The following is a 23,571-nucleotide window of genomic DNA, read 5'->3' as shown; positions in this document are numbered from 1 at the left end:
AACGAGATGCTGAAAGAATTCTTCAGCTATTACCGGCCCTGGATGGGGCTTTTCTGGCTCGATTTCGGCTGCGCCGTGTTGTCAGGGCTGCTTGAGCTTGCCTTTCCGCTGGCGATCACGGCGTTCATCGACCACCTGCTTCCCCAAGGTAACTGGGAGGTGACGGTTCTGGCGGCAGTCGGACTGATGCTGCTTTACGTCGTCAACACGGGTCTCATGTCAATCGTGATCTATTGGGGTCACAAGCTTGGCATCAACATCGAAACCGAGATGCGCGCCCGCGCCTTTGACCACCTGACCCGGCTGAGCTGGCGCTGGTATGATCGGGCGCGGACCGGCAAGCTGGTTGCACGCGTAACGCGCGATCTCGAGGAGATTGGCGAGGTCGCCCATCATGGGCCCGAAGACGCATTCATCGCACTGATGACCTTTGTCGGGGCGTTCATCCTGATGTTCGCCATCAATCCGCAGCTTGCGCTTATCGTTGCGGTGATCGTTCCGGCGATGCTGGTGCTGGTCATTGTCTATGGCGGCCGCATGACCCGGACCTGGCGGGCGATCTACTCCAGGGTCGGGGATTTCAACGTGCGCCTCGAGGAAGCTCTGGGTGGGGTTCGCGTGGTGCAGGCCTTCGGCAATGAAAAGCACGAAACCGAGCTTTTCGCCACCGACAACCAAAGCTACCGCGACACCAAGCTGCAGGCCTATCGGGTGATGGCGGTGTCTTCTGCGCTGCAATACATGGGACTTCGGCTCGTGCAGGTCGTGGTGATGGTCGTTGGCGCGAGCTTCGTCCTGTCGGGAAACCTGACGACAGGCGGATTTGTGGGATTTCTTCTGCTGGTCGGGGTTTTCTATCGGCCGCTCGAGAAGATCGCGGCCGTGATCGAAACCTATCCCCGCGGAATAGCGGGTTTTCGCCGCTATCAGGAACTCCTGGCGACCGAGCCAGAGATCAAGGACGGTCCTGACGCAATAGATGCCCCGAAGCTTCGCGGAGACATCCGGTTTGACGATGTGAGTTTTTCGTATGACGGCGCGCGCCCGATCATCAAGGGGATTGATCTTGCCATCAGGGCAGGGGAGACGGTTGCTTTCGTCGGGCCCTCCGGTGCCGGCAAGACGACGCTTCTTGCCTTGCTCCCGCGCTTCTACGAGCCGACATCGGGGCATATCACGGTAGACGGAATTCCGCTTGAGGGCATGAAGCTTAACAGCCTGCGCCGTCAGATTGGTCTTGTCAGCCAGGATGTCTTCCTGTTTGGCGGCACGCTTCGGGACAACATCGCCTACGGTCGACTGGGGGCCTCGGATGGCGAAATCTTCGAGGCGGCGCGTCAGGCACAGCTTGGCCCGATGATCGAAAACCTGCCCGAAGGACTCGATACCGTGGTCGGAGAGCGTGGCGTCATGCTATCTGGCGGCCAGAAGCAACGCGTCGCCATCGCGCGGGCCTTCTTGAAGAACCCTCCTATCCTCATTCTGGACGAGGCGACGTCGGCCTTGGACAGCCAGACCGAACGGGAAATTCAGGCGGCACTTGATGCGTTGGCTGTTGGGCGGACGACTTTGGTCATCGCACATAGGCTGGGTACAATCCGCAATGCGGATCGTATTGTCGTCATGCAGGAAGGCCAGATCGTCGAAGTCGGACAGCACGGCGTGCTGGTCGAGCAGGGCGGCGTTTACGCGGCGCTGTCTGGCTGACCCCAATAGGCGGCAGCTGTGAACTGACGCTTGTTCAGGCCGCGCGCCGCCAGATGGTGGCGCGCTTCGCGAGCGTCCCGCGCGTGCCCCGCGAACCAGACGTGCAGATCCGCGGCCGGATCGAAGCACGCTTCAGCCATCGCGTCACGAAGATCGTCGCACTGGGTGACACGTGGGTCGGACGCAAGCTCATCAAGGTCATCGGCCTCGGCGCGAACGAAGGCCCGGACCCTACCGGTCGTAAGTTTCAACATTCTTGCGATCGCGGGCAGCGCGGTTTCGTCTCCGAACAACCAAAGCTCATCTGCCGTCGGACACCAGCCTCCGCCAGGCCCCATCAGCCCGACCGTTTCGCCGGGCTGGGCCTCTTGGGTCCAATCGCATGTCGGGCTGCCGGAATGGTTGAAGATGTCGAACTCTACCCAATCATCCCTTTGCTCGATCACGGTATACACCGGCCGGTGCAATGCGTTCTTTCCATCCGGCCAACGGGTGCGACCATTCGATGCGATCCTGGGCCAGACCGGCTCGCGTCCTTTCGCAGGAAGCAGAAGCCGAAAGTGCAGGCTTCCCTGGCCGAAGCGGACCGCATCCGGACCGGAAACCCTGACCCGAATGAAACCGGGGCTGCGACGCCTGATCGAAACTAACTTCATCAGCGACAGGCCGGGCGCAAGTTCTCCTTCGTTGACGCTGTCCCAGCGGATGTCGATGCCGTGGCTTTCAAACAGTTCCGTCGCGCTGTCCTGCAGCGTGCCGATCAGGCGCTGTTCCGGTGCCTTCAATTCGATGCGCACCAGTCCATCCTCGGTCACAAGAGAGAGTTCGCTGCCCCAGACGTGAAGAGTCAGCCGGTCGCAGGTCTCGACAAGATCGACCTCCCATTCTGCGGCGCGGGCACGAAGTATGGATGCCGCCGCGCCCGAGGCGGAAACCAGCGTGCCTGCGCTGCGGAGCTGACGAATGGGAAACATGCGAGTCCTTCCACTTGAATCAGGAAACCATATAACCAACAAAATTTATCAGCAAAGCGGAAAATGTCGAAGTACAGCCTTACAAGAGGCATGCACAAAATAAGGGCGGCCGGGGCAGAGTTGATGGCGAAGTTCCCTCGCGCGACCGACGGATTGTCTCGCGTTGGCTTTGGGAACCGAATTTGGGCCAATCGCGTTGCCGCTAAGTCTCTGGGGCAAGACAAGAACGAATTCTCACCTAACTTTACGTTGCGTCAACTTCAGCGGGTGTTAATCATGACGCAACGTCCCAACGAACTGGGCGCGGGTCTGAAGCAGGACGGTCCGGTGAAGCTGTTGACGATAGGCAAGCGTAAGGATGGGACAAGAATGACCACCGAGGAGCGCGTTCTGGCAGGCCAGCAGCTGTTGCTGTCAGTCCCAGCTGCGGGGGAAGACCTTCATGTTGATCAGACTGTTAGGCCGGTCTCGTTCAGCGTCGTTTCGGTCGAGGATGATGAGCTGGTCTGCCGACTTGTCGATGCAGGAGGCAACAGCACAGACCTATGTCTGAATGCTGTCATTGCCCGAGCCCTTGCGCAGTTCATCAACCTTACCGAGAGCCGTGACCTGACGTCCTGATCCTTTAGTGGCAGCCACAACTAAGCTAGATGCTCCGGTGATTGAAGCAGTCGAAAAGCCAGGTGATCGACAAATGCCGATACTGATCCTATCCGTGATGATCGCCTCTGGCTCCGCTCTGGCGGTGTTCTGTGCCAGGTCTTCCGTTCTTGAGGCACTCGCCGTTTACGCCGGGGTGGGAAGCGGCTCGGTATTCGCCATCGCTTTTGCTGGAACCCTGCTGAAACGTTCCGGCAGCATGAGGTCGTTCGGATGATCCTGCCCCAGACAGGCGGGATGTCATTGCCCTACAAGCGATTGATTATTGCTGCGACCCATAGAGCCGCGTTGGATGTCCAAGTCTGCCTGTAGGCCCCGGACTGGCGCAAGGCTTTGAGCCGGCGAAGTGTTGAAGGCGTGTTCAAGGCGTTCTGGAAATCTGTCAGGATCTGTCGGTTTGCTTCCGTCATCCGGTGGGATGAGGCCGAGAGGGCTGCCGTGTTCATTCGGTGCCACGAGGCGAAACGTCCGCGCATGGTCATCTGGACGCGTTCTCGCAGCGAACGCAGCCCGGCATTCGCCCCGATGCTGTTTTCTCCGTGCTGGCGGTAGAGCAGGGCAGGCTCGCGGTCGAAGACGATTTCTCCTCCGGCGCCTGCGATGATCTGATAGGCCCACCAGTCGTGGATCGGAACCGGACCTGCCTCGGCATGCGCTGCCTGAAGCAGATCGACAGCAGCACGATTGAGGACAATCGTGTTGCCGCTCGCGATGTTCTGGACAAGCGCATTTCGGAAGGAAGGCGGGCGGCTGATATCGCGAGACAGTCCACGTTGACCCAGATCGCAAGACACGATGCGGGTCCGCGAGCAGTAAAGGGCGGGGCGGCCATCTGTAACCTTTTCCAGCATACTGACCGCGCGCGACAGCTTGCCGGGCAGCCAGACGTCGTCCTGATCACTGAACGCCGCAAAATCGGCTGAGGTCGGAACGAAGCTCAGCAGGTGGCGAAAGTTCTCGGCCACACCGTTCCGAGGACCCTGAACCTGCTCAACGCGACCCGGATGGAGGGCGGCAAATGCGGCGATAATGTCGGCGCTGCCATCGGTCGATCCATCGTCGCTGGCCGTCAACGACCAGTCTACGCCATCTTGGGCCACGAAACTGTCAAGCTGCTCCTGCAGGAAACGCTGGCCATTATAGACTGCCATGAGGATCGAGACTTTGGTCATTCAGGCGCATTCCAAGATGAAGTCCGGGCGTCTAGCCCGCAATAGTTGCTCTAACCCGATACGTCGGTCTCGAGTTGCCGTCGACACATGAATTGCGTGACCATCGGGGCAGAAATGTGACACTCCGGACCTAACCGGCCGTTACCATCGAATGATATCAGGGCGTTCCGGGCTTGCATGCCAAGCCGGGTCTGGTTGCGGGACGAAAATTATACTCTCGGGTGGATTTCGAGTAAACTTCTGTTCGACGAATGCCCACTCTCTTGACAAGGCCTGCCCCAATTTCGACAAGCAGCTTCACGCCTCGTTAGCCGGAGCCAATTCTTGACCACCACTTCCCGCCCTCCCGTCAGCGGTCCGGACTCAGTCTCGGTCATCATTCCAGTCAAGAACGGCCTTCCACATTTCCGTGATGTTTGCCGAGAGCTCGCGCGGCAGGATTACGATGCTCCCTTCGAAGTGATCTGTATCGACAGCGGTTCGACAGACGGTTCGGACCAGCTTGCGCTGGATCACGGCTTCCGGCTGGAGCGGATCGATCCCAAGACCTTCGGCCACGGACGCACACGCAATCTGGGCGCCTCGCTGAGCCAGGCTGATTATGTCGCTTTCATCACCCATGACGCGATCCCCGCCAACGAACGCTGGCTGAGCGAATTGATCGCCCCCATGCGGCGTGACGAACGGGTCGCCGGCGTCTTCTCGCGGCACATTGCGCATGAAAAAGCGGACCCATTCATCGCGTGGGAACTGGAAAAGCATTTCGACGGATTGCGCGCTTTCCCTGTCGTGGAGATCACGGATCGGGCGGAATACGACGGGAATGAGGGCCTGCGGCAGATCTATCATTTCTATTCGGACAATGCCTCGGCAATGCCGCGCAGGATCTGGGAATTGCATCCTTATCCCGACGTGCAATTCGCCGAGGATCAGATCTGGGCAAAGACCATCGTCGAAGCCGGTTACCGCAAGGCATTCGCGCCGGATTCAGTCGTCCGCCATTCGCATAGCTTCGGTCCGTTCGAGACGCTTCAGCGCAGCTTTGACGAAAGCAGGGCCTTTCGGAAGCTGTTCGGCTACCGGCTGGCGAAGGGGGCGCGCGGTGTTCTGCGGTCCAGCGCATATCTTGCAAAGCGGGATATGGGTCTGGCCTTCAGACAGGGATGGTGGCGGCGCCATCCGGCCAAGACGCTCTCGCGGCTGGCCGAATCCTTCGCGCGGCCACTTGGTCATTACCTTGGCGCGCGCGACGGCCTGCCGGATTGGCTGACCCGCCGACTATCTCGCGACGACTGGATCAGGAGCCTCTGAGATGGTCGGGAATCTCGTTCGAAAATTCACCCGCGTGGCGCGCACTCAGGGCTTGGGATATGCGCTTAATGCCGCAAGCCGACGTCTGATCCACGGGCCACAGCCTGTCGGTGCACCGATCAGTCAGACGGGCAAGATCGACTTTCTGGGTCATTGGGAACAGGTCCTCGGCGAACCGCATGGCGATCCGTCCAAGCTTGGCACCGCGCCGGCAACGCGGGTGCAATGGGTGATCCCCAATTTCGGTTTCGGTTCCGGCGGGCATCTGAACATTTTCCGCTTCATCAACATGCTGGCCGAACGAGGCTTCGATCAGCGGCTCGTGATCCTGCCGCCCTATGGCTGGAGCAGCCCTGAAGCCGCAAGGGCCGCGCTGGAGCAATGGTATTTTCCGCTGAAGGCGGAGGTTGCTCTGGGAGTGGAAGGTTTCGTGCCTGCGGCGGTTACATTCGCGACAGGCTGGCAGACAGCCTATTGGGTGTCGAAACACCGGGCGAGCGAGGAAAAATTCTATTTCGTGCAGGACTTCGAGCCCGCCTTCCACCCGGTTTCTTCGGAGTACTATTTCGCCGAGAACACCTACAGGCTTGGGTTGAAGGGCATCACTGCCGGCAGCTGGCTGTCCGAGAAACTCTCGGCTGAATACGGTATGCGTTGCGGCGCGGTTTCCTTTGGGGTCGAGCATGATCGCTATGTTCAGCAGCCGCGGAACAGCACGCGACATTTCAACATCCTCTTCTACTCGCGCCATGTGACCCCACGCCGATTGTTCGAGCTTGGGCTGGTCGCACTGGAAAAGGTCTGCGCCGAATGCCCCGAGGTCGCGGTGATCTTCGCGGGCGGAGACGTGGGTGGGGTCAAGATACCCTTTCCGCATCTGAATGCGGGAGAGCAGAAGCTCGAGGCCCTGCCTGACCTCTATTCCCAATGCGATCTGGCGCTTGTTCTCTCTGGCACGAACCTCTCGCTTCTGCCTCTCGAGGTCTCGGCCTGCGGATGCCCAGTGGTCATGAATGATACCCCTTCCGCGCGTTGGCTCTTGCCGGATGATGCGGCATTCTATGCCGCGCCCGATCCCGATGCCCTGGCGCAAGTCATGATCGAGGCGATCCGCAATCCCGAAGATCGAGCGCGGCGCACGGCAAAGGCACAGGAGATCGCTCGTGCCGCGACTTGGCAGGATCAGGGCGACAAGGTGGTCGAGCTTCTTGCCAGCCTGCGCGGCGGCGGGGCTGCCGGATGAGCCGTTCGATCATTGCCGTGATCGGAATGCACCGCTCCGGTACCTCGCTGACCATGCAGGCACTGGGTGCGCTTGGGGCAGAGGCAGGTGGAGGGCTGCTGGCGGGTGACGACTACAACCGCAAGGGCTACTGGGAAGCTGGCGAGATCGTGGCCTTCCATGACAGGCTCCTGGCTGCGAACGGTCGGGCGTGGGGCATGCCCGAGCATCTTCTGCCTCTGCCCGAGGATTGGTGGGGCAGTGATGCGGCCGGGGCGGCTGGTGCCGAATTGCGCGAAATTCTGGTTGCGCGGCTTGAGGGCACGTCGCAAGGCTCTGCCCTGGCCTTGAAGGACCCGCGCATGACGCTGTTTCTTCCCCTGTGGATCAGGGCGGCCGCGGATCTGGGAGTGCCGATGAAGGCGCTGCTTTGCCTGCGGGATCCCGCAGGGGTGAGCGCGAGCCTGGGCCGCAGGGACCAGACCTCACAAGAGATGAGTGAGGCGCTATGGCTCGCCTATACGCTCGCGGCTCTGGCCAATGCTGCTGATCTGCCGATGCAGATCAGCAGGCTTGACGACTGGCATGATGACGCGGCGGGCAGCCTCGCTCGGATCGCGCAATTCACGGGCCTTTCCGTGCAGGGGGTTGAGCCACCATTCGCGCCCGAATTGACCTCTGGCGCCGGTGACACCGCTCCGTCTGATACTCTCGTCGCGGAGTTGTGGCGGGAGTTGCGTGGGTTTCCGAAGGGCAGCCACCCTGACGCGGGATTGATCGCAAGGGCGAGCCTGCTGCGGCGGGGGGCTGCTCATCTGTCGATTCTCGCAAGCGAAATCCGAGCCGAGATCGGCGAGACACCATCACACCAGTTGCAGCGTGATCTGGAGGCCTTCCGCCAGGGCGTGGAGCGCGTGTCGGCCGAGCGCGACGCGCAGGTCGAAAAGGCCCGCGAACTGCAATCCGCCTATCGATCCGAAGCCGAGGCCCGCGACACCTATGAGACGGCGTTCAGGAAGGCATCCGAGGAACGAGCCCTCTTCGAGGCGCGCGCACAAGAGATGCACAGGGCCTATCTGCAGGAAGCTGACGCGCGAAGCCAGTTCGAAGCTCGCGCCCGAAGCATGGCCGAGGCGTATCGCAAGGAAACCGAGGCGCGTCAGCAGTTCCAGGATCAGGCTGCCCGAATGTCCGATGCCTATCGGAAGGTCTCGACCGAATACGAAGCCTTTCGCCGTCGTCTTAATCCCTTGAAATGGTTCGGGCGCAGGTGAAGCCGCGCATGCCTGTTGCGAGGCATTGCCGCGCGGCCTATGCAGGGGGCAGCCCTTCACGAACGAGGCGATCATGACGGCGAAATCTCCGATCCTTGTCATCGGTGGAAGCGGCTTCATCGGCCGATATCTGGTCGAAGCGCTTCTCACCGCAGGCCACGAAGTCCGCACGCTGGATCTTGGGCCCGGACGGGTAAGTCACCCGGATCTGACCCATTGGTCCGGCAGCTTCTTGCAGCAGGAACTGCTGCACGAAGCGATGACCGGGGTGGGCACGGTCTATCACCTCGCCGCGACCGCCATGCCGCGCGAAGCGAACATGAACCCGCCCAGAGACTGCGCCGAGAACGTGGTGGGAACGCTTGGCATCCTGGAAATGGCGCTGACCCGCGGAGTTGGCCGACTGGTCTTCACATCCTCGGGCGGGACCGTCTACGGTCCGACAGAAGTGGTGCCGATCCCGGAAGATCACGCGACCTTTCCGATCAACGCATATGGGGTTTCGAAGCTCGCATGCGAAAAATACCTGCGGCTCTATGATGGTCGGGGCGACGGCGTCCCCCTTTCGACACTATCGCTGCGGATCGCCAATCCCTACGGTCCGTATCAGAACACGCGAAAGGCTCAAGGGGCGCTCACGACCTTTGCCGCGATGGCCGTGCGAGGTGAAACGATCCAGATCTGGGGCGACGGCAGCGTCGAGCGCGATTTCATTCATGTCCGGGACGTGGCACGGGCGATCGTCACGGCCGGCGACTCGGCAGTTTCCGGAACCGAGATCAATATCGGATCGGGGCAGGGAACTTCGCTGAACCGGCTTCTCGAACTGATCGAAGCTTCTCTGGGGCATGCCGTCTCGCGCGACTACCTTCCGGGGCGGAGCATCGACGTCCCCCGCAATTATCTTGATATCACGCGCGCCAGGACCGAGTTGGGCTGGTCACCCGAGGTGGATCTGGCGGCCGGGATCAGTGAACTCCTGACACATTTCCGCGAGACAATCGGGTGACGCCCGGCAAAGGTTTCGTAGCCTCCATGAGGTTCCCCCTGTCCTATCGTCGGAATCCGGATAGGCTTGGGGCATGAGCAATTCGATTCCTTCGAGCGACTGGCTGGACGAAACCGAGGCAAACGAAAAGCCTGCTGCGCCGATCCTGCGTCTGCGAGACTGGTTGCAGGCGCAGGACTCCCATTCCGGTCTGCTGGCCCAGGCTGCCGCATCCTTAGGGCGACTTGATGCGACGCTTGGCGGGCTGGGCGCGGAGGCCCGGGCCGGGGCCACGCGACGGCTTGCGTTGATCGAACTTGAATCCATGCTCTGGGCGCAAGGTTCGCCTTTGCGTCGCGAAGAGATCGGCCGCGAAGTCATGGATGCGCGCGCCGGCACTGATCTTGAATCGATGCGGCTTGCGCGCTGGGGTTTGCGCCGTTTCGAAGGGCAGGGACTGCTTGATGACCTGCGTGGCTTCCTTGGCCTGCACCGAAGTGAAAGTGCCGGATTGGCCGAAGCGCTGGCCGCCCGGCCCGTCGGAGAAGCGTTCGATGCAGCGGCCGCCGAGTTCCTGTCAACGGCGGCGGGGTTCTCCGCCCTTGAACCTATCGCCCGGGCGCCGGTCTTGCGCGCGGCTTGGCGCATCGCCGATCTGTCCAGTCCGGAATGCCTTGTCGAACCCGGCACGTGGACAGCCCGCGACATGGCGACCGGGATGGAGGCGCTAAAGTTCGTGCCGCTCGGGCGGGCAGGGCGCTCGGTCTGGATTGATGGTGGCACCCCCGCAGATCGGATGCGGCGACAGTTGGAAGCTGTCCTGCAGGGAACGACCGAGGCGCGGCGGGAATTGCTGCGGATTGCCGATTGGGCGCTTCGCGCGCGACAAGCAACAGCGACAATCAAGGGCGACAATTCTGCGCGCATCATCGAAGCTCTGGCCGCAAACCCCCTGATGACGACGGCAATGGTCGAGACTGCGACAGGGATCAGCCGCGACACCGCCGAACGTCTGCTGTCCCGGATGCACAGCATGGGTCTGCTTCGCGAAGTGACCGGTGCCCGCCGCTTCAGGCTCTGGACGGCGGGCCGCTAGGCTCCGCGACGGATCGTGTCGAGAAACATCGACCGTATCGCACTGGCGTCACAGTCAAGCGCGGCAAAGGTTCGGCTCTCTCCTGCCCGGCGCTGCGTGCGGCCGATCTCGTCGCCCTCCAGAACGGTTGAAAGGGCGGTGTTCTCGAGCGTGAAAAGCCCGTCCTGAATACAGGCAATGACGGCCATCGGATCGTGAAGCGCACATCCTTCCTGACCGATCGAACGGTAGAAATCGAGATAGAGACCCGACATCCGGTCCAGAAACCCGCCGTCATGCGGAGCATGCAGCGCAAGCTCGCGGAAATCGGCGGCCTGCAACTGGACCCGCATTGTCACATCAAGCCCGATCATCAGGATCTCGGCACCCGAGCGAAGCACGACCTCCAAAGCGTGGGGGTCGTGATAGGTGTTCGCCTCCGCATGCGGCGTAATGTTCCCGCGCGCGTCGAGCGCGCCGCCCATGAAGACGATCCGGCGCAGGTTTCCCGCGAATGCCGGATCAAGCCTGATTGCTTCTGCGACGTTGGTGATGGGTCCTACCGGGCAAAGCGTGATCTCTCCGGGGTTCTCGCGCGCGATCCGGGTCATGAACTCGGCCGCGCTTTCGCCCAGAACCGCTCTGGAAGGGCTGGCGGCGGGCAGGTGACCAAAGCCATGCTCGCCGTGGATATGGGCGGGGAAGTCGAACGGTGGCAGTTCAAGCGGACGGGAAGCGCCTTGGGCCACGGGGATATCCAATTCGCAATGCTCGACCAGGGCCAAGGCGTTGCGGGTTGCGATGTCGACAGGAACGTTGCCGAAGACACTGGTCAGTCCCACAAGTTCGACATCCGGATGACGCGCCGCAAAGACGATCGCCATCGCATCGTCGATGCCTGGATCGGTGTCGATGAGAACTTTCATGCCCGCGCGCTCCTTCGAAAGATCGTCGGTCTTATTGATACTGGCCCGATCGATCAAGGCCGTTTCGGAGCGCCTCAGGCGGCGGGCCGCTGTGACGGCAGCACACGCAGCAATGCCCCCGCGGCATGATCTGCGTGGATCGTGCAATCGGGATGCAGCCGCAGATAGGAGGCGGGGCATTCCGGGCAGACCGGCCCGTCCAAGGCATCGGCAAGTGCCGCTGATTTTGCCCTGCCTGTCGCCAGGACGACAATGCGGCGGGCAGAGAGGATGGCAGCGGTGCCCATCGTCACGGCTTGGGAGGGCACTTCTGCTCCGGGGGAAAAGAACCGGGCATTCGCCGCCATCGTGATCGGAGAAAGGGCCGTCACCCGCGTTGGGGCGTCAAGCGCGGTGCCGGGCTCATTGAAGCCGATATGGCCATTTTCCCCGATCCCGAGAAGCTGCAGATCGACCGGCCCCAGATCATCCAGAAGGGATGCGTATTGGGAAGCGGCGCGTGCCGGATCAATGTGGCCGCAGGGGATGAAGCTATTCGCTGGCGGAACGTCCACATGTTCCAGAAAATGCCGTGCCATGTAACGGTGGTAGGAATTCGGATGATCGGGGGGCAGCCCGACATATTCGTCCAGGTTGACTGTCCTGATGCGGGCGAAGCTCAGCCCGTCGCGATGGGCCGCGACGAGAAGGGCATAAAGCGGCTCCATCGTGCCCCCCGTGGCAAGGCCCAGAATGGCATCCGGCTTGCGCTGGACCATCTCGATGATGGCGCGCGCGGCGCATGCGATGGCGTCGCCCGGCTCGGTCAGCGGCATGAGTTTCATCGAGCGCATCTGTCCCAATTCTCAGACTTTCCGGGTGCTGGGCAACCGGGCAAGATCGACCGGCACATGGCGACGGGGCAGGGCTCTGCCATCCTCGGTGAAGACATGCGCAGCAGCCGGATCAAAGCTGATACCGATCATCTCATCGGGAACGGCTTGGGTCGCTCCGTCGGTCACCATGCAGATCTGGCGTTCCCCTTCGGCCACGCAATATAGGACCGAACTGTTTCCCAACCGTTCGACGACATCCACCCGGCATTGCAGCCCGGCCGGATCTGGCCTGAGGTCGTCGGGGCGGATGCCCAGTGTCAGGGGATCGCCGGGGGCGGGCTTGCCCTCGACGGGAATTGTGAATTCGGGACCGTTCTCGATCTGCAGCGTGATCCCTTCGGCTGTCGTCGTAATCACCCTCGAGGGCAGGAAGTTCATGTTCGGGTTGCCGATGAAACCGGCGACGAAACGGTTCGCCGGGCGATGGAAAAGTTCCAGAGGGCTGCCGACCTGCTCAACCCTTCCCGCATTCAGGACGACGATCCTGTCGGCCATTGTCATCGCCTCGATCTGGTCATGCGTGACGTAGATCATGGTGTTGGCCAGCTTGCCGTGCAAGCGCGAGAGCTCGACCCGCATTTCACCGCGCAGCGCCGCGTCAAGGTTCGAGAGCGGCTCGTCGAAGAGGAACACCGAAGGCTCGCGCACGATGGCCCTGCCGATGGCGACGCGCTGGCGCTGGCCGCCCGAGAGCTCGCCGGGCTTGTGCTGCAGGCGCTCGGTCAGCTTCAGCACCTCGGCGGCGGCGCCGACCTTCTGGCGCACCTCGGCCTCGGAGCGGCGATCGACGCGCAGCGGGAAGGCGATGTTCTCATAGACGTTCAGATGCGGGTAAAGCGCGTAGCTCTGGAACACCATGGCGATGCCGCGCTTCGCCGGGGCGAGGTCGTTGACGACGCGCCCGTCGATTTCCAGCGTGCCGGCCGAGATGTCCTCAAGCCCCGCGATCATGCGCAGCATGGTGGACTTGCCGCAGCCGGAAGGTCCGACGAAGACCGTGAATTCGCCGTCTCGGATCTGCAGGTCGGTCGGGTGGATGACGCGTGCGATGCCGAAGTCCTTGGTCACGCCCGTCAGTTTCAGATCGCCCATCGGCTGCTCCTCGGGGAAAATGGCGGGGGCGATGCCGCCCCCGCAACTTGATCAGTTCAGCGCGGCAAGGCCGTCCTGGATATTCTTGGCGGCTTCTTCCGGGGTGATCTCATCCGAGATGACGGCCTGAATGCCTTCGATAGCGGCGTCCTGCATCGCGATATAGTCCTGCATCAGGGGCTCGGGGCCGCCGGTCGGCACGGCGTCGATGAAGGGCTTCCAGTTCGGGTCCTTCGCGACCAGCGCATCGGCGCCTGCGCCGGCGCGGATCGGGGTCCAGCCGCCGGCCTCGTCGAAGGCCGACTGGCGCTCGGGGGCGGTCAGGAACTTGATCAGGTTCTGGGTAGCCTCTTCCTGGCCGGTGCCCTTGAAGACCACGAGGCTGTCGGTGATCAGCAGGGTCGAATGCTTGCCCGAGGGTCCAGCCGGGATCAGTGCGACGCCGTAATTCACGCCCTCGGCCTTGCCGCGGCCCCAGGCGCCCGAGGTGTACATGGCGATCTGGCCTTCCTTGAACAGCGGCTCGAGCTTGCCACGGTCATAGGCGACCGGCCCTTCCTGCGAGTATTTCGCCAATTCCTGATAGAATTTCAGCGTCTCGACATTGTTCGGGCTGTCGAACACGACCTTTCCATCGGCGTCCACGACCTGCCCGCCGTTGGAATAGAGGAAGTTCAGGAATTCGTGGAAGGTGTTGTCCATGTCGGCGGCTGGCATGCCGAAGCCGGCGGCCTTGGTCTTTTCCTTGATCGCCTTGGCGGCGGTCAGCATTTCCTCGAAGGTCTGCGGGCCGTTCGGCATGTCCAGACCCGCTTCCTTGAACAGATCCTTGTTCCAGTAAAGCGCCTTGGTCGAGAAGGCGCGCGGCAGGCCCCAGACCTGGCCGTCGAACTGCACCGTCGAGATGACCGAGGGCTCATAGGTCTTGAGCTCGTCATCCGTCAGCTCGATCGGGACGATCTGGCCTGCGGCGGAAAGCTGCTTCAGCACGCGCGAGCCCATATAGGCGGCGGCGGGCGGCGTGCCCGCGGCGGCCAGCGTCAGAGTCTTCTCCTGGCACTGTTCCCAGGGCAGGAATTCCACGCGGACGGTGTAATCCGGGTTTGCCTTGACCCATTCGTCGATATGGGTCTGCTGGACCGGGGCCTGCGGCTCGTTATCGGCGCCGCAGTTGATCAGGTAGAGCTCGGTCGCGGCCTGTGCGGCGCTGGACAGCGCGAAGACCGCCGTCGAGGCCAGGATAAAGGAACGGATCTTCAATTTTTTACTCCCTGTTATATGCGACCGTAGGCGTCATTCCTTCACCGCGCCGGCGGTCAGCCCGGCGACGATGTATCGTTGCAGGAAGACGTAGAGCACCAGCACCGGCAGCACGCCGACGATGCTGGCGGCCATCAGTTCGTTCCAGCGAACCTCCTGATGACCGAAGAACTGGTAAAGGCCGACCGGCAGCGGGTTCAGGTGGTTCTTCGAGTTGAAGGTCAGCGCGAAGAGGAACTGCTGGGCATAGGCCGTGATGAAGGTGGTGATGGCGACGACGACCATGCCCGGCGCCGCGATCGGCAGGATGACCCGGCGCATGGTGTAAAGGCGGCTCGCGCCGTCGACATAGGCGGCCTCTTCCAGCTCGGCCGGGATGCGCATGAAATAGCTGCGCATGAGGAAAATGCCGGTCGGCACGGTGAAGGCCGCGCCCGGGATGATCATCGCCGCATAGGTGTTCAGAAGCCCCAGCGCCAGCATCAGCTTGTAGAGCGGGATGATCAGCACCGCCGCCCCCACCATCGAAACCGCGAGGAAGACCGAGAGCAGCCCGTCGCGCAGCTTGAACTTGAAGCGGGCGATGGCATAGGCGGCGGGGATCGAGCACATCATCGACAGGACCGTGACCGCGAGAGCGATGCCGAAGCTGTTGATAATCCAGCGCCCCAGCATCGGCTGCGAGATCCAGATCTGGTGGTAGTTCGCGAGGCTCATCCCCTCGGCGATGAAACGGTAGGGGATGCGGAAGACCTCGTTCAGCGGCCGCAGCGAGACCATGAAGGCCTCGATGAAGGGCGCGAGCATGAAGGTCAGGAACAGCGCCATGCCGGCATAGATCAGGACAAGCTCCCACCAGCGATAGCGGTTGATCATTTCGCGCGTCCTTTCCTGGTCAGGCGGTTCAACAGCGCCAGGTAGATCGCGGACAGCACCATCAGGCAGATCAGGATCATCACCGCCCGCGCCGCCCCCTCACCGTAGCGGAAGCGGGAAATCGCGGTGCGGTAGGTGTCGATGATCATGGTGGTGGTCGAGCCGCGCGGGCCGCCCTCGGTCAGGATCCAGATGATCTCGAAGCTGTTGAAGGTCCAGATCGTCGACAGCAGCGCCATCGTGGTGATCGAGGGCATCAAAAGCGGCAGCGTCACCCGGCGGAAGCGGTAGAGCCGGCCCGCGCCATCGGTCCAGGCGGCCTCGTAGAGGTCCTTCGGGATCGTCTGCATCGCCGCCAGCAGGTAAAGCGATACCAGCGGCGTGCCGATCCACACATCGGTGACCACGGTCGAGATGAAGGCCGCCTGCTTGTAGGCGAGGAACTCGAAGGGCCCCGAGAAGACCCCGAAACGCTGGCCAAGACCGGAAATCATCCCGAACTGGCCATTATACATCCATGCCCACATGAAGCAGCCTACCGCGACAGGAACGACCCAGGGCGGCATGATCAGGATGCGGAACAGCGCGCGGCCCGGCACGGCGGCATTCAGAAGCACCGCGCCGATCAGGCCCATGACCAGTTTCAGGCTGACCGAAAGCGAGGTCCAGACCAGCGTCCGGCCAAGGATCGGCCAGAAATCGCGCTGGAAGAATTTGGCGTAGTTGGCGAATCCCACATATTCCTGCGTCTGCTTCATCGACGCGTCGGTAAATGACAGGCGGAAGGTCTCGATCAAGGGCCATGCGGCGATCACGCCGACCAGCAGCAGCGCCGGGACCAGCAGCAGATAGGGAAAGGGGTCGACCCGCCTCATGCGACGGCCTTGCCCGAAAGCGCCGTGTCGAATTCGGCCCAGAAACCTGCCAGATCCACGACCCGCCCCTCGCGGCGGGCCTGATCCATGGCGAGGGCGGTCACGCCCGCTTCCAGCGCATCGGTCACGGTCAGAGGCAGTTCAGTCAGTTCGCCGCGCCAATGGGCGGCAAGATCGCGGCACATCGCCTCGTCCGCGCCATAGTGGTGCGTCATGTCACCCGCTTTGCCGATCTCGGGATGGTCGATCAGCACGGCGCTGTCATGGGCGCGGGTCAGCTTGAAATAATTGCGGATGAAATCGCCCTCGGCCATGCCCTCGGTGCCGATCACGGCAAAGCGGCGAAACTCGTCGGGCGTATTCATGTTCGTGTGAAAGGCCATTGTGGCACCGTTTTCGTATTCGATCAGCGCGGTCTGATAATCGATGAGATCGCCCTGTCCCGAATAGGCGTCGGACGTGCCCCCCCAGCGCGGCGACATGACCCTGAGATAGTCGGGCGCTTGGCCGGGCCGATGGACGGGCAGGTATTTCTTGCGCCCGCCGAAACTTGCGACCCGCGCCGGCCGGGCGCCGACGGCGCCTTGATACAGGTCCAGATCATGGCAGCACTTCTCCAGCATGAAACCGCCCGAGAAGGCGCTGTCCCGGCGCCAGTCGCGCATGAAGAAGCTGCCGTGATAGGGGGCGATATGTTCGGCCGCCTCGATCGACATGACTTCGCCGATATCGGGGGCGGATGCACGAAGGGCGCGGTATAGTGCCGAATAGCGCAGCACCATGCCCACGGCCACGCGCGCTACGCCGTCATGTGCGCGAAGCAGGCGCGCAAGCTCAAGCGTTTCCTCAAGTGAGATAACGACGGGCTTCTCGGCGAAGATATGCGGCGTGTCGGTGGCAAGCGCGCGCTGCAAATGCGTGAGATGCAGGTGATTGGGCGAACCGATCAGCAGCAGATCGAACCTGTGCCGGGCCATCATGTCCGCCGCGTCGGAATAGTGATGAGCCGGTGCCGCTTCAGATATGCGCTGTTCCTGATCCGGCCCGGGATCTGCAACCGCGACCAGTTCGAGATCCGGGCAGGATTCGCGAAGGAAGGGCAGGATCGCTGCGATCCGGTTTCCAAGGCCGATCACACCCGTCTTCATGCCATCTCCTCCCGTGCCGCATGCAGGGCCGCGCGGAGCGCCCTGACATTGTCCGCCATCGTCTGCGGCCGAGAAGCCACGATATTGATCTTCGTTGCAACTTCCTGATCCGGCAGGACCGAGCTACAGGAACTGTGCAGATCAAGCGCGCCGGCCCTCAAAAGCATGGCGGCGTTTTCGGGCCGGACGCCACCGCCCGCCATGATCGTGATGCGCCCGCGAGCCTGGGTCGCAAGTTTTCCGATCATATCGACGCCCTCGGGTGCCGAGCTCGCCCCGCCCGACGTCAGGACGCGGCAGGCGCCCAATCCGATAACCTGCTCAAGCGTCTCCTCGAGGTCGGGCGACAGGTCGAAGGCACGGTGGATCACAAGTTCCATCCCTGCAGCCGCGTCCCGAAACCGGGCGATCGTCTCGACGTCGAGCCGTCCGTCCGCGTGCGTGGCGCCCGTAACGATCCCTGCAAGACCGGCCGCGCGAATTGCGGCAATGTCGCTTAATGCGGCGTCCACCTCGGAATCGTCATAGACGAAACCACCGGCGCGCGGGCGGATCATCGCGCAGACAGGAAGTGCGATGCGCGATGCCTGTCTGATCAATCCGGGCGGTGGCGTCATGCCCCCGAGTGAAAGTGCGGCACAAAGTTCGATCCGGTCCGCGCCCCCTGCGATCGCGGCTGACAGTCCCGCGGGATCGTCCACGCAGACTTCCAGAAGAGGGGCGTGAGGTCGGTCTTGCATCGGGCCTCCGTCTGATCACGCAGCCGAGGCAACAGCAAATCAAAGCTTCTGTAAACATTTTTTTGCGCAGATCTAAAATTTCTCTCTTCCGATTTTAGTTTGACAAAACTATGCGGCTCCCAAACATTGTGCTGAGCAGATCAAGGCATGAGGCGCGGAATGCAGCAGGCCCCGGACGAAAGACCGCCTCACGGCGCAGCCCTGTGGGCGGCCGTTCTGTCGGCAAGCGAATCCATGCCGGGGAAGTTGCGGGCGATCGCGGCATTTGCGGTCGAGGATCCGTCGGAATTCATCCGCATGACCTCGCGCGAGATCTGCGCCCGACTTGGCACCTCTGAGCCCACTTTGATCCGATTCTGCCGGAACCTGGGCTTTGCCGGTCTGGCTGAATTCCGGATCGAACTTGCTCTGGCGCTGGCTGCGCAAAGCGCCGGTCTGGCGGTGCATCCGCAGGCCGCAGACCGCCGCCTTGCAAATCCCGAGGCAAAGCGGCGGATTGCGCGGGTCGCCATGGGGCTGCTGGATGATGATCGGGCGGTGCTCATAGACAATGGCTCTACCGTCGAGATGGTCGCAGATTTCCTCGGTCAGGGTGAGGATCACCCGCCGATGACGATCATGACTTCGGGGCTGGTGGTTGCGCAGCATGCGATGCGAAGCGGACGCCACAAGGTGATGCTGACGGGAGGCGTGATCCGCCCTTCCACCGGTTCGCTGACCGGCCGTCTGGCGGAAAGCAGTCTGGCCGGGATGAATTTCGACAGTTTCATCATGGGGGCCGACAGCATTGATCCCGATGGCGGGCTCTCGACCTATTCCGAGGACGAAGCTCATGTCACGCGCGCGATGGTCGATGCCTCGGCCCGCGTGATTGTCCTCGCAGATCACACCAAGTTCCGCGCCTCGCGCCTGCACCGCATCTGCGGGCTCTCGCGCATCAAGATCCTGATAACAGACCGCAAGCCGGGGAACGAGATCTGCGCCGCGCTGGAAGCCGCCGGCGTGCGGCTCATCGTTGCCGACGATCCTGCGGCCGATCCGAAGGAAAAAGCATGACCACATTCACTGCCCAGGAAATCAACGCTCAGCCAGAGATCTGGCGTGGTTGGGCCGAACCGCTCGCCGCGCAGGCCGCGACGCTTCGCGACTGGATCACGGCACGCAATCCGTCCGAGATCTGGCTTTCAGGCGCGGGAACATCAGCCTATATCGGCGAGGCGCTGACGCGGCAATTGGGTGGTGCGCTGCGGGCATGGCCCACGACCGATCTGGTGGCCCAGCCTGACCTCGCGTTCCGTCAGAATGGGCGAGTAATATCCGTGCAATTCGGACGCAGCGGTGATAGCTCGGAATCGGTCGGACTGCTCGACCTTCTGGACGCACATCGCCCCGACATCGACCGTCTGAACATCACCTGCAATGGGGAAAGTGCTCTGGGGCAACGTGTCGGACCGGGACCTGGCGAAACGCGCGCGCTGGTCCTGCCGGAAGCCACGCATGATCGTGGTTTTGCCATGACATCAAGCTTTACGACCATGTATCTCAGCGCGCTTGCCTGCCTTGAGTCGGGGTTCGATGCAGTTGTCGCCCTGCCGCATCTGGCGAAGACGGCAGAGGCGATGCTGCCCGCGCTGTGGAAGATGCCCGCACCAAGGCCCAGTCGGGCCATATTTCTCGGCTCCGGAGCCTTGACGGCGATCGCGCGGGAATCGGCGCTGAAAGTGCTTGAACTGACGGCCGGTCAGACCGTGACACAATGGGACAGCACGCTGGGTTTCCGGCACGGTCCCAAGGCGGCGGTCGATGATGAAACGGCGGTTTTCGTGATGATCTCGCCCGATGCGAACGCTGCGCGTTACGATCTGGACCTTGCGGACGAGATTCGCCGCCAGTTTCCTGCCACTGCCGTCACGACCATCGGCGACAGCCACGGGATATCCTTCGCGCCCACTGGCACGGCGGCCGATCCGGTACTTTATGTTCTTCCGGCACAGGTGCTCGCGCATCGCTGGTCCGAGGAGCTGGGATTAGCGGTCGACGATCCCTTCGCCGGCAGGAACCTCACCCGCGTCGTTTCAGGCGTGAAACTCTATGAGTGGCAGGCATGATCAGCGGCGCGATCGACCTGGGCGGCACCAAGATCGAGGCTCGGCTGTTCGACGGCATGATGCAGACGGTCGCCGTAAAGCGGGTTTCGACCCCGCGAGAGGACTTCGCCAGCTTCTTGGCTGCATTGGTCGAACAAATCCGCTGGCTGGAAGCGACCGGCGAGAATGCGTCCTTGCCGATCGCCATCTCGATTGCGGGTCTGATCGATCCGAAAACCGGCATCGCCACTGCGTCGAATATCCCCGTCTCGGGACATAATCTGGGCCTTGCGCTGCGCGAAAGCCTGGGGCGCGGCTTGCCGATGGTCAACGATTGCATGGCTTTTGCCTATTCCGAAGCGCATGGCGGTGCGGCGGAAGGGGCGGATTCCGTGCTTGGGCTGGTGCTTGGGACAGGTGTCGGCGCCGGCTTCGTGATCGAGGGGCGCATCCCGCCGCGTCATGCGGGGCTCGCGGTCGAGATCGGTCATCTTGGCATGCCCGCCCGCGCGCTTGAGCGTCACCGGCTGCCGATCTGGACCTGCGGCTGCGGTCGTATCGCTTGCAATGAGAATTACACGTCTGGGACAGGATTGCGGCGCATTGCCGAATGGGCCGGGCTCGCTGATCCCGAGCCCCAATCCGTCGCGAGCAGGGCATCCGCAGATGCCGAATCCGCTCGGGTCATGCAGATCTGGGCCGATCTGACGGGCGAGATGATCTATTCCGCGCAACTGATGCTTGATCCGCAGGTCATCGTTTTAGGGGGTGGGCTCTCGAACATCCCGCGCCTGCCCGAAATGCTATCGGAAGCGATCGGCAAGCTTCGCCTTGGACAGGTGCGCCTGCCGGATATCAGGGTTGCCCTGCATGGGGACAGCTCCGGCGCCCGTGGTGCCGCGTTGATGGCAAAGGCAGGCATGGCATGAGCGATCTTCTGACTCCATTGATCCGGGCCGTCAGGCAGCGGCGGGGCCCTGCAATACCCTCGATTTGCTCGGCCCATCCTGATGTGATCGCGGCTGGACTGCGGCAGGCTCATGAACACGCGATGCCTGCGCTGATCGAGGCGACGTCGAATCAGGTCAACCAGTTCGGCGGATATACCGGCATGACGCCCGCCGAATTCGTGGCCTTCGTGCGCGAAATCGCCGTCGCGCAGGGTCTTGAACACGTGCCGCTGATCCTTGGGGGTGACCATCTCGGGCCGCAGGCATGGCGGGGGCAGGACCCGGCGGCGGCAATGGCGCTGGCCGAAACGCTGATCGCGGACTATGTCCGCGCGGGTTTTACAAAGATCCATCTCGATTGCTCGGAAGGGTGTCTCGGTGAACCCGCGCAGGTCGGAGACGAAGTGGCTGCCGAGCGCGCGGCCCGGCTCGCCGCCGTTGCCGAGGCAAATGCACCCGAACCTGATGCTCTCGTTTATATCGTCGGGACCGAGGTTCCTCCGCCCGGCGGGGCCAGGCACGATGATGAAGGCATTCTTCCGACCTCTGCCAAGGCGGCTATGGCGACGCTGAGCCGACACGAGGACGCATTTTCGGCGGCATCACAGCAGGCTGCCTGGCAAAGGGTGCGCGGGCTTGTCGTGCAGCCGGGGCTTGAATTCTCGCCTGCCCAGGTGCACCGGTTCGATCCAAGCCAACCGGATGCGCTGACGCCGGTGCTGGGAGAGAACCACAATCTCTGCTTCGAGGCCCATTCGACCGACTATCAAGCAGCCGGGGTATACGCCGATTTGACCCGGCGCAATTTCGCGATCCTAAAGGTCGGCCCGGCGCTGACCTTCGCCTGGCGCGAGGCGCTCTATGCCCTTTCGCATGTCAGGTCATGGATCGACGGCAGCCCGCATATCTCGACCCGGATCGAGCAATTGATGCTGGCGGCCCCGAAATACTGGCAGGGCCATTACCATGGCGACGCGGAAACCATGCGGCTTTTGCGACATTTCGGATATGCAGACCGCATCCGTTATTACTGGCCACAGGCAAAGGCCGAAATTGACGCGCTTTGCGCGGCACTCGATGGCTCGTTGCCAGAGCCGCTTCTGCTGCAATACCTGCCCGCCGCGACACTCGAGCGCGCGGCCCGATTGGATCTCTCACCCGCCCGGGCCATCCTGCAAGCCCATGTCGAGCAACGTCTGTCAGATTACTACCCGGTGAAGTCATGCTGATCGCCGCTGAAAGGCTATGGACGAATGGGAAGCTGACCACGGGTCGTGCGATTGAGATCAAGGATGGGCGCGTCTCGCGATTCCGCCCGCTGGGAGATGACACTCCTGATCTCTCGGTGTCGCTCATGATGCCCGGTTGCACAGACCTGCAGGTGAATGGGGGCGGAGGCGTGCTGTTCAACGCGAACCCCACGCCGGAAGGAATAGCTGCCATTGCCGAAGCGCATCATCGGCTTGGCACGGCCCAGATCCTGCCTACCGTCATCACCGACAGCCCTGAAGTACTGGAAGCCGCCGCTTCCGCAGCGATCGCGGCGATGGGCCAGCCGGGCGTTGCGGGCATTCATATCGAAGGGCCGCATATTGCGACGGCCCGCAAGGGCACGCATGATGCGCGCTTCATCCGGCCGCTCGACGAACACACGTTGGATGTGCTGCGAAGGCTGCGCGGAGCAGGGGTCCCGACGCTGCTGACACTTGCGCCCGAACTGGCCGATCTCCGGCTGCTGCGCGAAGCTGCGGACCTGGGGGTTGTCCTTTCTGCCGGGCATACGATGGCCAACGCGGATGAGGCGCGCTTGGGCTTGGCAAATGGCGTGACCATGTTCACCCACCTTTACAACGCCATGCCTCAGATGACGTCGCGCGAACCCGGCGTGATTGCGGCCGCGATCCTTTCCAAAGCGTGGTGCGGCCTTATCGCAGATGGCATCCATGTCTCGGCCGAGATGCTGAACATCGCAATCAACGCCCGGCCTCGACCCGATCGCTGCTTTATCGTCTCGGACGCGATGCCAACCGTGGGCGGGCCCGACCACTTCTCGCTTTACGGCATGGATATCCACGTGAAGGACGGCGCATTGGTGAATGCGCAGGGCTCACTCGCCGGGGCGCATATCGACATGCTGGAATCGATGAGGCGCCTGATTGCGATGACCGGACTGCCCCTCGAGCGCGCAATTGCCATGGCGACGGACCTGCCGCGCCAGGCGATGGGCTTGCCGCCACTTGCCGTGGCGCCGGGGGTGCCATTGCGTGATCTCGTGGCGCTGGACAAGGATTTGCAGATGAGGGCCCTGCTGAAATGACGCTCTGGCTCGAACAAAGCTGGTCGCCAAAGGGGGCGCCAT

At 62.4% G+C, this 23,571-nt stretch carries 23 protein-coding genes; 13 read left to right on the top strand and 10 right to left on the bottom strand.

Annotation, left to right across the window (positions count from 1 at the left end; all coding sequences use genetic code 11):
* The first annotated feature begins 6 nt into the window (after nucleotides 1-6).
* On the top strand, nucleotides 7-1,707 hold the full coding sequence (locus RGQ15_RS16370; protein ID WP_311161671.1) for an ABC transporter ATP-binding protein: 1,701 nt from the start codon (nucleotides 7-9) through the stop codon (nucleotides 1,705-1,707).
* Here the strand turns inward: RGQ15_RS16370 and RGQ15_RS16365 are convergent.
* Nucleotides 1,686-2,681, bottom strand: a complete 996-nt coding sequence (locus RGQ15_RS16365; protein ID WP_311161670.1) for a siderophore-interacting protein — start codon at nucleotides 2,679-2,681, stop codon at nucleotides 1,686-1,688. The two genes, RGQ15_RS16370 and RGQ15_RS16365, sit on opposite strands and share 22 nt — an antisense overlap.
* Nucleotides 2,682-2,744: 63 nt before the next feature.
* Between RGQ15_RS16365 and RGQ15_RS16360 the strand changes: the two genes are divergently transcribed.
* Nucleotides 2,745-3,302, top strand: a complete 558-nt coding sequence (locus RGQ15_RS16360) for a hypothetical protein (RefSeq protein WP_311161669.1) — start codon at nucleotides 2,745-2,747, stop codon at nucleotides 3,300-3,302.
* A gap of 73 nt (nucleotides 3,303-3,375) precedes the next feature.
* Nucleotides 3,376-3,558 carry a hypothetical protein gene (locus RGQ15_RS16355; RefSeq protein WP_311161667.1) on the top strand — a complete coding sequence of 61 codons (183 nt, stop codon included), beginning with the start codon at nucleotides 3,376-3,378 and terminating at the stop codon, nucleotides 3,556-3,558.
* 31 nt (nucleotides 3,559-3,589) lie between these two features.
* Here the strand turns inward: RGQ15_RS16355 and RGQ15_RS16350 are convergent, their stop codons facing one another.
* Nucleotides 3,590-4,513 (bottom strand): glycosyltransferase family 2 protein, encoded by a 924-nt coding sequence (locus RGQ15_RS16350; protein WP_311161666.1) that lies wholly within the window; start codon nucleotides 4,511-4,513, stop codon nucleotides 3,590-3,592.
* Nucleotides 4,514-4,837: 324 nt separating this feature from the next.
* On the opposite strand from RGQ15_RS16350, the gene RGQ15_RS16345 reads away from it, so the two are divergent.
* The 5 genes from RGQ15_RS16345 to RGQ15_RS16325 all read left to right on the top strand — a co-directional run bounded on the left by RGQ15_RS16345 (nucleotide 4,838) and on the right by RGQ15_RS16325 (nucleotide 10,404).
* On the top strand, nucleotides 4,838-5,824 hold the full coding sequence (locus tag RGQ15_RS16345) for a glycosyltransferase family 2 protein (protein ID WP_311161664.1): 987 nt from the start codon (nucleotides 4,838-4,840) through the stop codon (nucleotides 5,822-5,824).
* Nucleotide 5,825: 1 nt separating this feature from the next.
* Complete coding sequence (locus RGQ15_RS16340) at nucleotides 5,826-7,067, top strand: glycosyltransferase family 4 protein (protein ID WP_311161662.1); 1,242 nt, start codon at nucleotides 5,826-5,828, stop codon at nucleotides 7,065-7,067.
* Nucleotides 7,064-8,320, top strand: coding sequence for a hypothetical protein (locus RGQ15_RS16335; RefSeq protein WP_311161660.1), 1,257 nt, complete (start codon nucleotides 7,064-7,066; stop codon nucleotides 8,318-8,320). The genes RGQ15_RS16340 and RGQ15_RS16335 overlap by 4 nt, the downstream gene beginning before the upstream one ends.
* Before the next feature lie 73 nt (nucleotides 8,321-8,393).
* The gene (locus RGQ15_RS16330; RefSeq protein ID WP_311161659.1) at nucleotides 8,394-9,329 is read left to right on the top strand and encodes an NAD-dependent epimerase/dehydratase family protein; all 936 of its coding nucleotides are present in this window, start codon (nucleotides 8,394-8,396) and stop codon (nucleotides 9,327-9,329) included.
* Nucleotides 9,330-9,402: 73 nt separating this feature from the next.
* Nucleotides 9,403-10,404, top strand: a complete 1,002-nt coding sequence (locus RGQ15_RS16325) for a Fic family protein (protein WP_311161658.1) — start codon at nucleotides 9,403-9,405, stop codon at nucleotides 10,402-10,404.
* Here RGQ15_RS16325 and RGQ15_RS16320 read toward each other — a convergent pair.
* From RGQ15_RS16320 to RGQ15_RS16285, 8 genes are all read right to left on the bottom strand, one after another.
* Nucleotides 10,401-11,309 (bottom strand): nucleoside hydrolase, encoded by a 909-nt coding sequence (locus RGQ15_RS16320; RefSeq protein WP_311161656.1) that lies wholly within the window; start codon nucleotides 11,307-11,309, stop codon nucleotides 10,401-10,403. The genes RGQ15_RS16325 and RGQ15_RS16320 overlap by 4 nt on opposite strands.
* 74 nt (nucleotides 11,310-11,383) lie before the next feature.
* A complete protein-coding gene (locus RGQ15_RS16315) occupies nucleotides 11,384-12,133 on the bottom strand; it encodes a glucosamine-6-phosphate deaminase (protein WP_311161655.1) in 750 nt (249 codons plus the stop codon).
* A 21-nt stretch (nucleotides 12,134-12,154) separates the two neighbouring features.
* Nucleotides 12,155-13,276 (bottom strand): ABC transporter ATP-binding protein, encoded by a 1,122-nt coding sequence (locus tag RGQ15_RS16310; protein ID WP_311161654.1) that lies wholly within the window; start codon nucleotides 13,274-13,276, stop codon nucleotides 12,155-12,157.
* A gap of 51 nt (nucleotides 13,277-13,327) precedes the next feature.
* A complete protein-coding gene (locus RGQ15_RS16305) occupies nucleotides 13,328-14,536 on the bottom strand; it encodes an extracellular solute-binding protein (protein WP_311161653.1) in 1,209 nt (402 codons plus the stop codon).
* Between the two features lie 33 nt (nucleotides 14,537-14,569).
* Entirely contained in the window at nucleotides 14,570-15,412 is an 843-nt protein-coding gene (locus RGQ15_RS16300) for a carbohydrate ABC transporter permease (protein ID WP_311161652.1), read from the bottom strand.
* On the bottom strand, nucleotides 15,409-16,287 hold the full coding sequence (locus RGQ15_RS16295; RefSeq protein ID WP_311161651.1) for a carbohydrate ABC transporter permease: 879 nt from the start codon (nucleotides 16,285-16,287) through the stop codon (nucleotides 15,409-15,411). The genes RGQ15_RS16300 and RGQ15_RS16295 overlap by 4 nt, the downstream gene beginning before the upstream one ends.
* On the bottom strand, nucleotides 16,284-17,435 hold the full coding sequence (locus RGQ15_RS16290; RefSeq protein ID WP_311161650.1) for a Gfo/Idh/MocA family protein: 1,152 nt from the start codon (nucleotides 17,433-17,435) through the stop codon (nucleotides 16,284-16,286). Before RGQ15_RS16290 ends, RGQ15_RS16295 begins: the two co-directional genes overlap by 4 nt.
* A complete protein-coding gene (locus tag RGQ15_RS16285; protein ID WP_311161649.1) occupies nucleotides 17,432-18,175 on the bottom strand; it encodes a copper homeostasis protein CutC in 744 nt (247 codons plus the stop codon). Before RGQ15_RS16285 ends, RGQ15_RS16290 begins: the two co-directional genes overlap by 4 nt.
* A 159-nt stretch (nucleotides 18,176-18,334) precedes the next feature.
* Between RGQ15_RS16285 and RGQ15_RS16280 the strand changes: the two genes are divergently transcribed.
* Genes RGQ15_RS16280 through RGQ15_RS16260 form a run of 5 tightly spaced genes read left to right on the top strand, consistent with a single transcriptional unit; the run spans nucleotide 18,335 to nucleotide 23,529 of the window.
* Entirely contained in the window at nucleotides 18,335-19,231 is an 897-nt protein-coding gene (locus RGQ15_RS16280; RefSeq protein WP_311161648.1) for a DeoR/GlpR family DNA-binding transcription regulator, read from the top strand.
* Complete coding sequence (locus RGQ15_RS16275; protein WP_311161646.1) at nucleotides 19,228-20,283, top strand: phosphosugar isomerase; 1,056 nt, start codon at nucleotides 19,228-19,230, stop codon at nucleotides 20,281-20,283. Before RGQ15_RS16280 ends, RGQ15_RS16275 begins: the two co-directional genes overlap by 4 nt.
* Entirely contained in the window at nucleotides 20,280-21,191 is a 912-nt protein-coding gene (locus RGQ15_RS16270; RefSeq protein WP_311161644.1) for an ROK family protein, read from the top strand. Before RGQ15_RS16275 ends, RGQ15_RS16270 begins: the two co-directional genes overlap by 4 nt.
* Nucleotides 21,188-22,441, top strand: coding sequence for a class II D-tagatose-bisphosphate aldolase non-catalytic subunit (locus RGQ15_RS16265; RefSeq protein ID WP_311161643.1), 1,254 nt, complete (start codon nucleotides 21,188-21,190; stop codon nucleotides 22,439-22,441). Before RGQ15_RS16270 ends, RGQ15_RS16265 begins: the two co-directional genes overlap by 4 nt.
* Entirely contained in the window at nucleotides 22,435-23,529 is a 1,095-nt protein-coding gene (locus tag RGQ15_RS16260; RefSeq protein WP_311161641.1) for an N-acetylglucosamine-6-phosphate deacetylase, read from the top strand. The genes RGQ15_RS16265 and RGQ15_RS16260 overlap by 7 nt, the downstream gene beginning before the upstream one ends.
* Nucleotides 23,530-23,571: the final 42 nt, after the last annotated feature.

The sequence above is a fragment of the Paracoccus sp. MBLB3053 genome (assembly GCF_031822435.1).
Classification (GTDB): domain Bacteria; phylum Pseudomonadota; class Alphaproteobacteria; order Rhodobacterales; family Rhodobacteraceae; genus Paracoccus; species Paracoccus aurantius.
The sequence above is the reverse complement of the archived record's forward strand: the minus strand, read 5'-3'. Positions and strand labels throughout refer to the sequence as shown.

Bases quoted from the DNA above. Each gene is read 5' to 3' on its own strand.
- RGQ15_RS16370 (WP_311161671.1), top strand. From the start codon at position 7: ATGCTGAAAGAATTCTTCAGCTATTACCGGCCCTGGATGGGGCTTTTC.
- RGQ15_RS16365 (WP_311161670.1), bottom strand. From the start codon at position 2,681: ATGTTTCCCATTCGTCAGCTCCGCAGCGCAGGCACGCTGGTTTCCGCC.
- RGQ15_RS16360 (WP_311161669.1), top strand. From the start codon at position 2,745: ATGTCGAAGTACAGCCTTACAAGAGGCATGCACAAAATAAGGGCGGCC.
- RGQ15_RS16355 (WP_311161667.1), top strand. From the start codon at position 3,376: ATGCCGATACTGATCCTATCCGTGATGATCGCCTCTGGCTCCGCTCTG.
- RGQ15_RS16350 (WP_311161666.1), bottom strand. From the start codon at position 4,513: ATGACCAAAGTCTCGATCCTCATGGCAGTCTATAATGGCCAGCGTTTC.
- RGQ15_RS16340 (WP_311161662.1), top strand. From the start codon at position 5,826: ATGGTCGGGAATCTCGTTCGAAAATTCACCCGCGTGGCGCGCACTCAG.
- RGQ15_RS16335 (WP_311161660.1), top strand. From the start codon at position 7,064: ATGAGCCGTTCGATCATTGCCGTGATCGGAATGCACCGCTCCGGTACC.
- RGQ15_RS16330 (WP_311161659.1), top strand. From the start codon at position 8,394: ATGACGGCGAAATCTCCGATCCTTGTCATCGGTGGAAGCGGCTTCATC.
- RGQ15_RS16325 (WP_311161658.1), top strand. From the start codon at position 9,403: ATGAGCAATTCGATTCCTTCGAGCGACTGGCTGGACGAAACCGAGGCA.
- RGQ15_RS16320 (WP_311161656.1), bottom strand. From the start codon at position 11,309: ATGAAAGTTCTCATCGACACCGATCCAGGCATCGACGATGCGATGGCG.
- RGQ15_RS16315 (WP_311161655.1), bottom strand. From the start codon at position 12,133: ATGAAACTCATGCCGCTGACCGAGCCGGGCGACGCCATCGCATGCGCC.
- RGQ15_RS16310 (WP_311161654.1), bottom strand. From the start codon at position 13,276: ATGGGCGATCTGAAACTGACGGGCGTGACCAAGGACTTCGGCATCGCA.
- RGQ15_RS16300 (WP_311161652.1), bottom strand. From the start codon at position 15,412: ATGATCAACCGCTATCGCTGGTGGGAGCTTGTCCTGATCTATGCCGGC.
- RGQ15_RS16295 (WP_311161651.1), bottom strand. From the start codon at position 16,287: ATGAGGCGGGTCGACCCCTTTCCCTATCTGCTGCTGGTCCCGGCGCTG.
- RGQ15_RS16290 (WP_311161650.1), bottom strand. From the start codon at position 17,435: ATGAAGACGGGTGTGATCGGCCTTGGAAACCGGATCGCAGCGATCCTG.
- RGQ15_RS16285 (WP_311161649.1), bottom strand. From the start codon at position 18,175: ATGCAAGACCGACCTCACGCCCCTCTTCTGGAAGTCTGCGTGGACGAT.
- RGQ15_RS16280 (WP_311161648.1), top strand. From the start codon at position 18,335: ATGCAGCAGGCCCCGGACGAAAGACCGCCTCACGGCGCAGCCCTGTGG.
- RGQ15_RS16275 (WP_311161646.1), top strand. From the start codon at position 19,228: ATGACCACATTCACTGCCCAGGAAATCAACGCTCAGCCAGAGATCTGG.
- RGQ15_RS16270 (WP_311161644.1), top strand. From the start codon at position 20,280: ATGATCAGCGGCGCGATCGACCTGGGCGGCACCAAGATCGAGGCTCGG.
- RGQ15_RS16265 (WP_311161643.1), top strand. From the start codon at position 21,188: ATGAGCGATCTTCTGACTCCATTGATCCGGGCCGTCAGGCAGCGGCGG.
- RGQ15_RS16260 (WP_311161641.1), top strand. From the start codon at position 22,435: ATGCTGATCGCCGCTGAAAGGCTATGGACGAATGGGAAGCTGACCACG.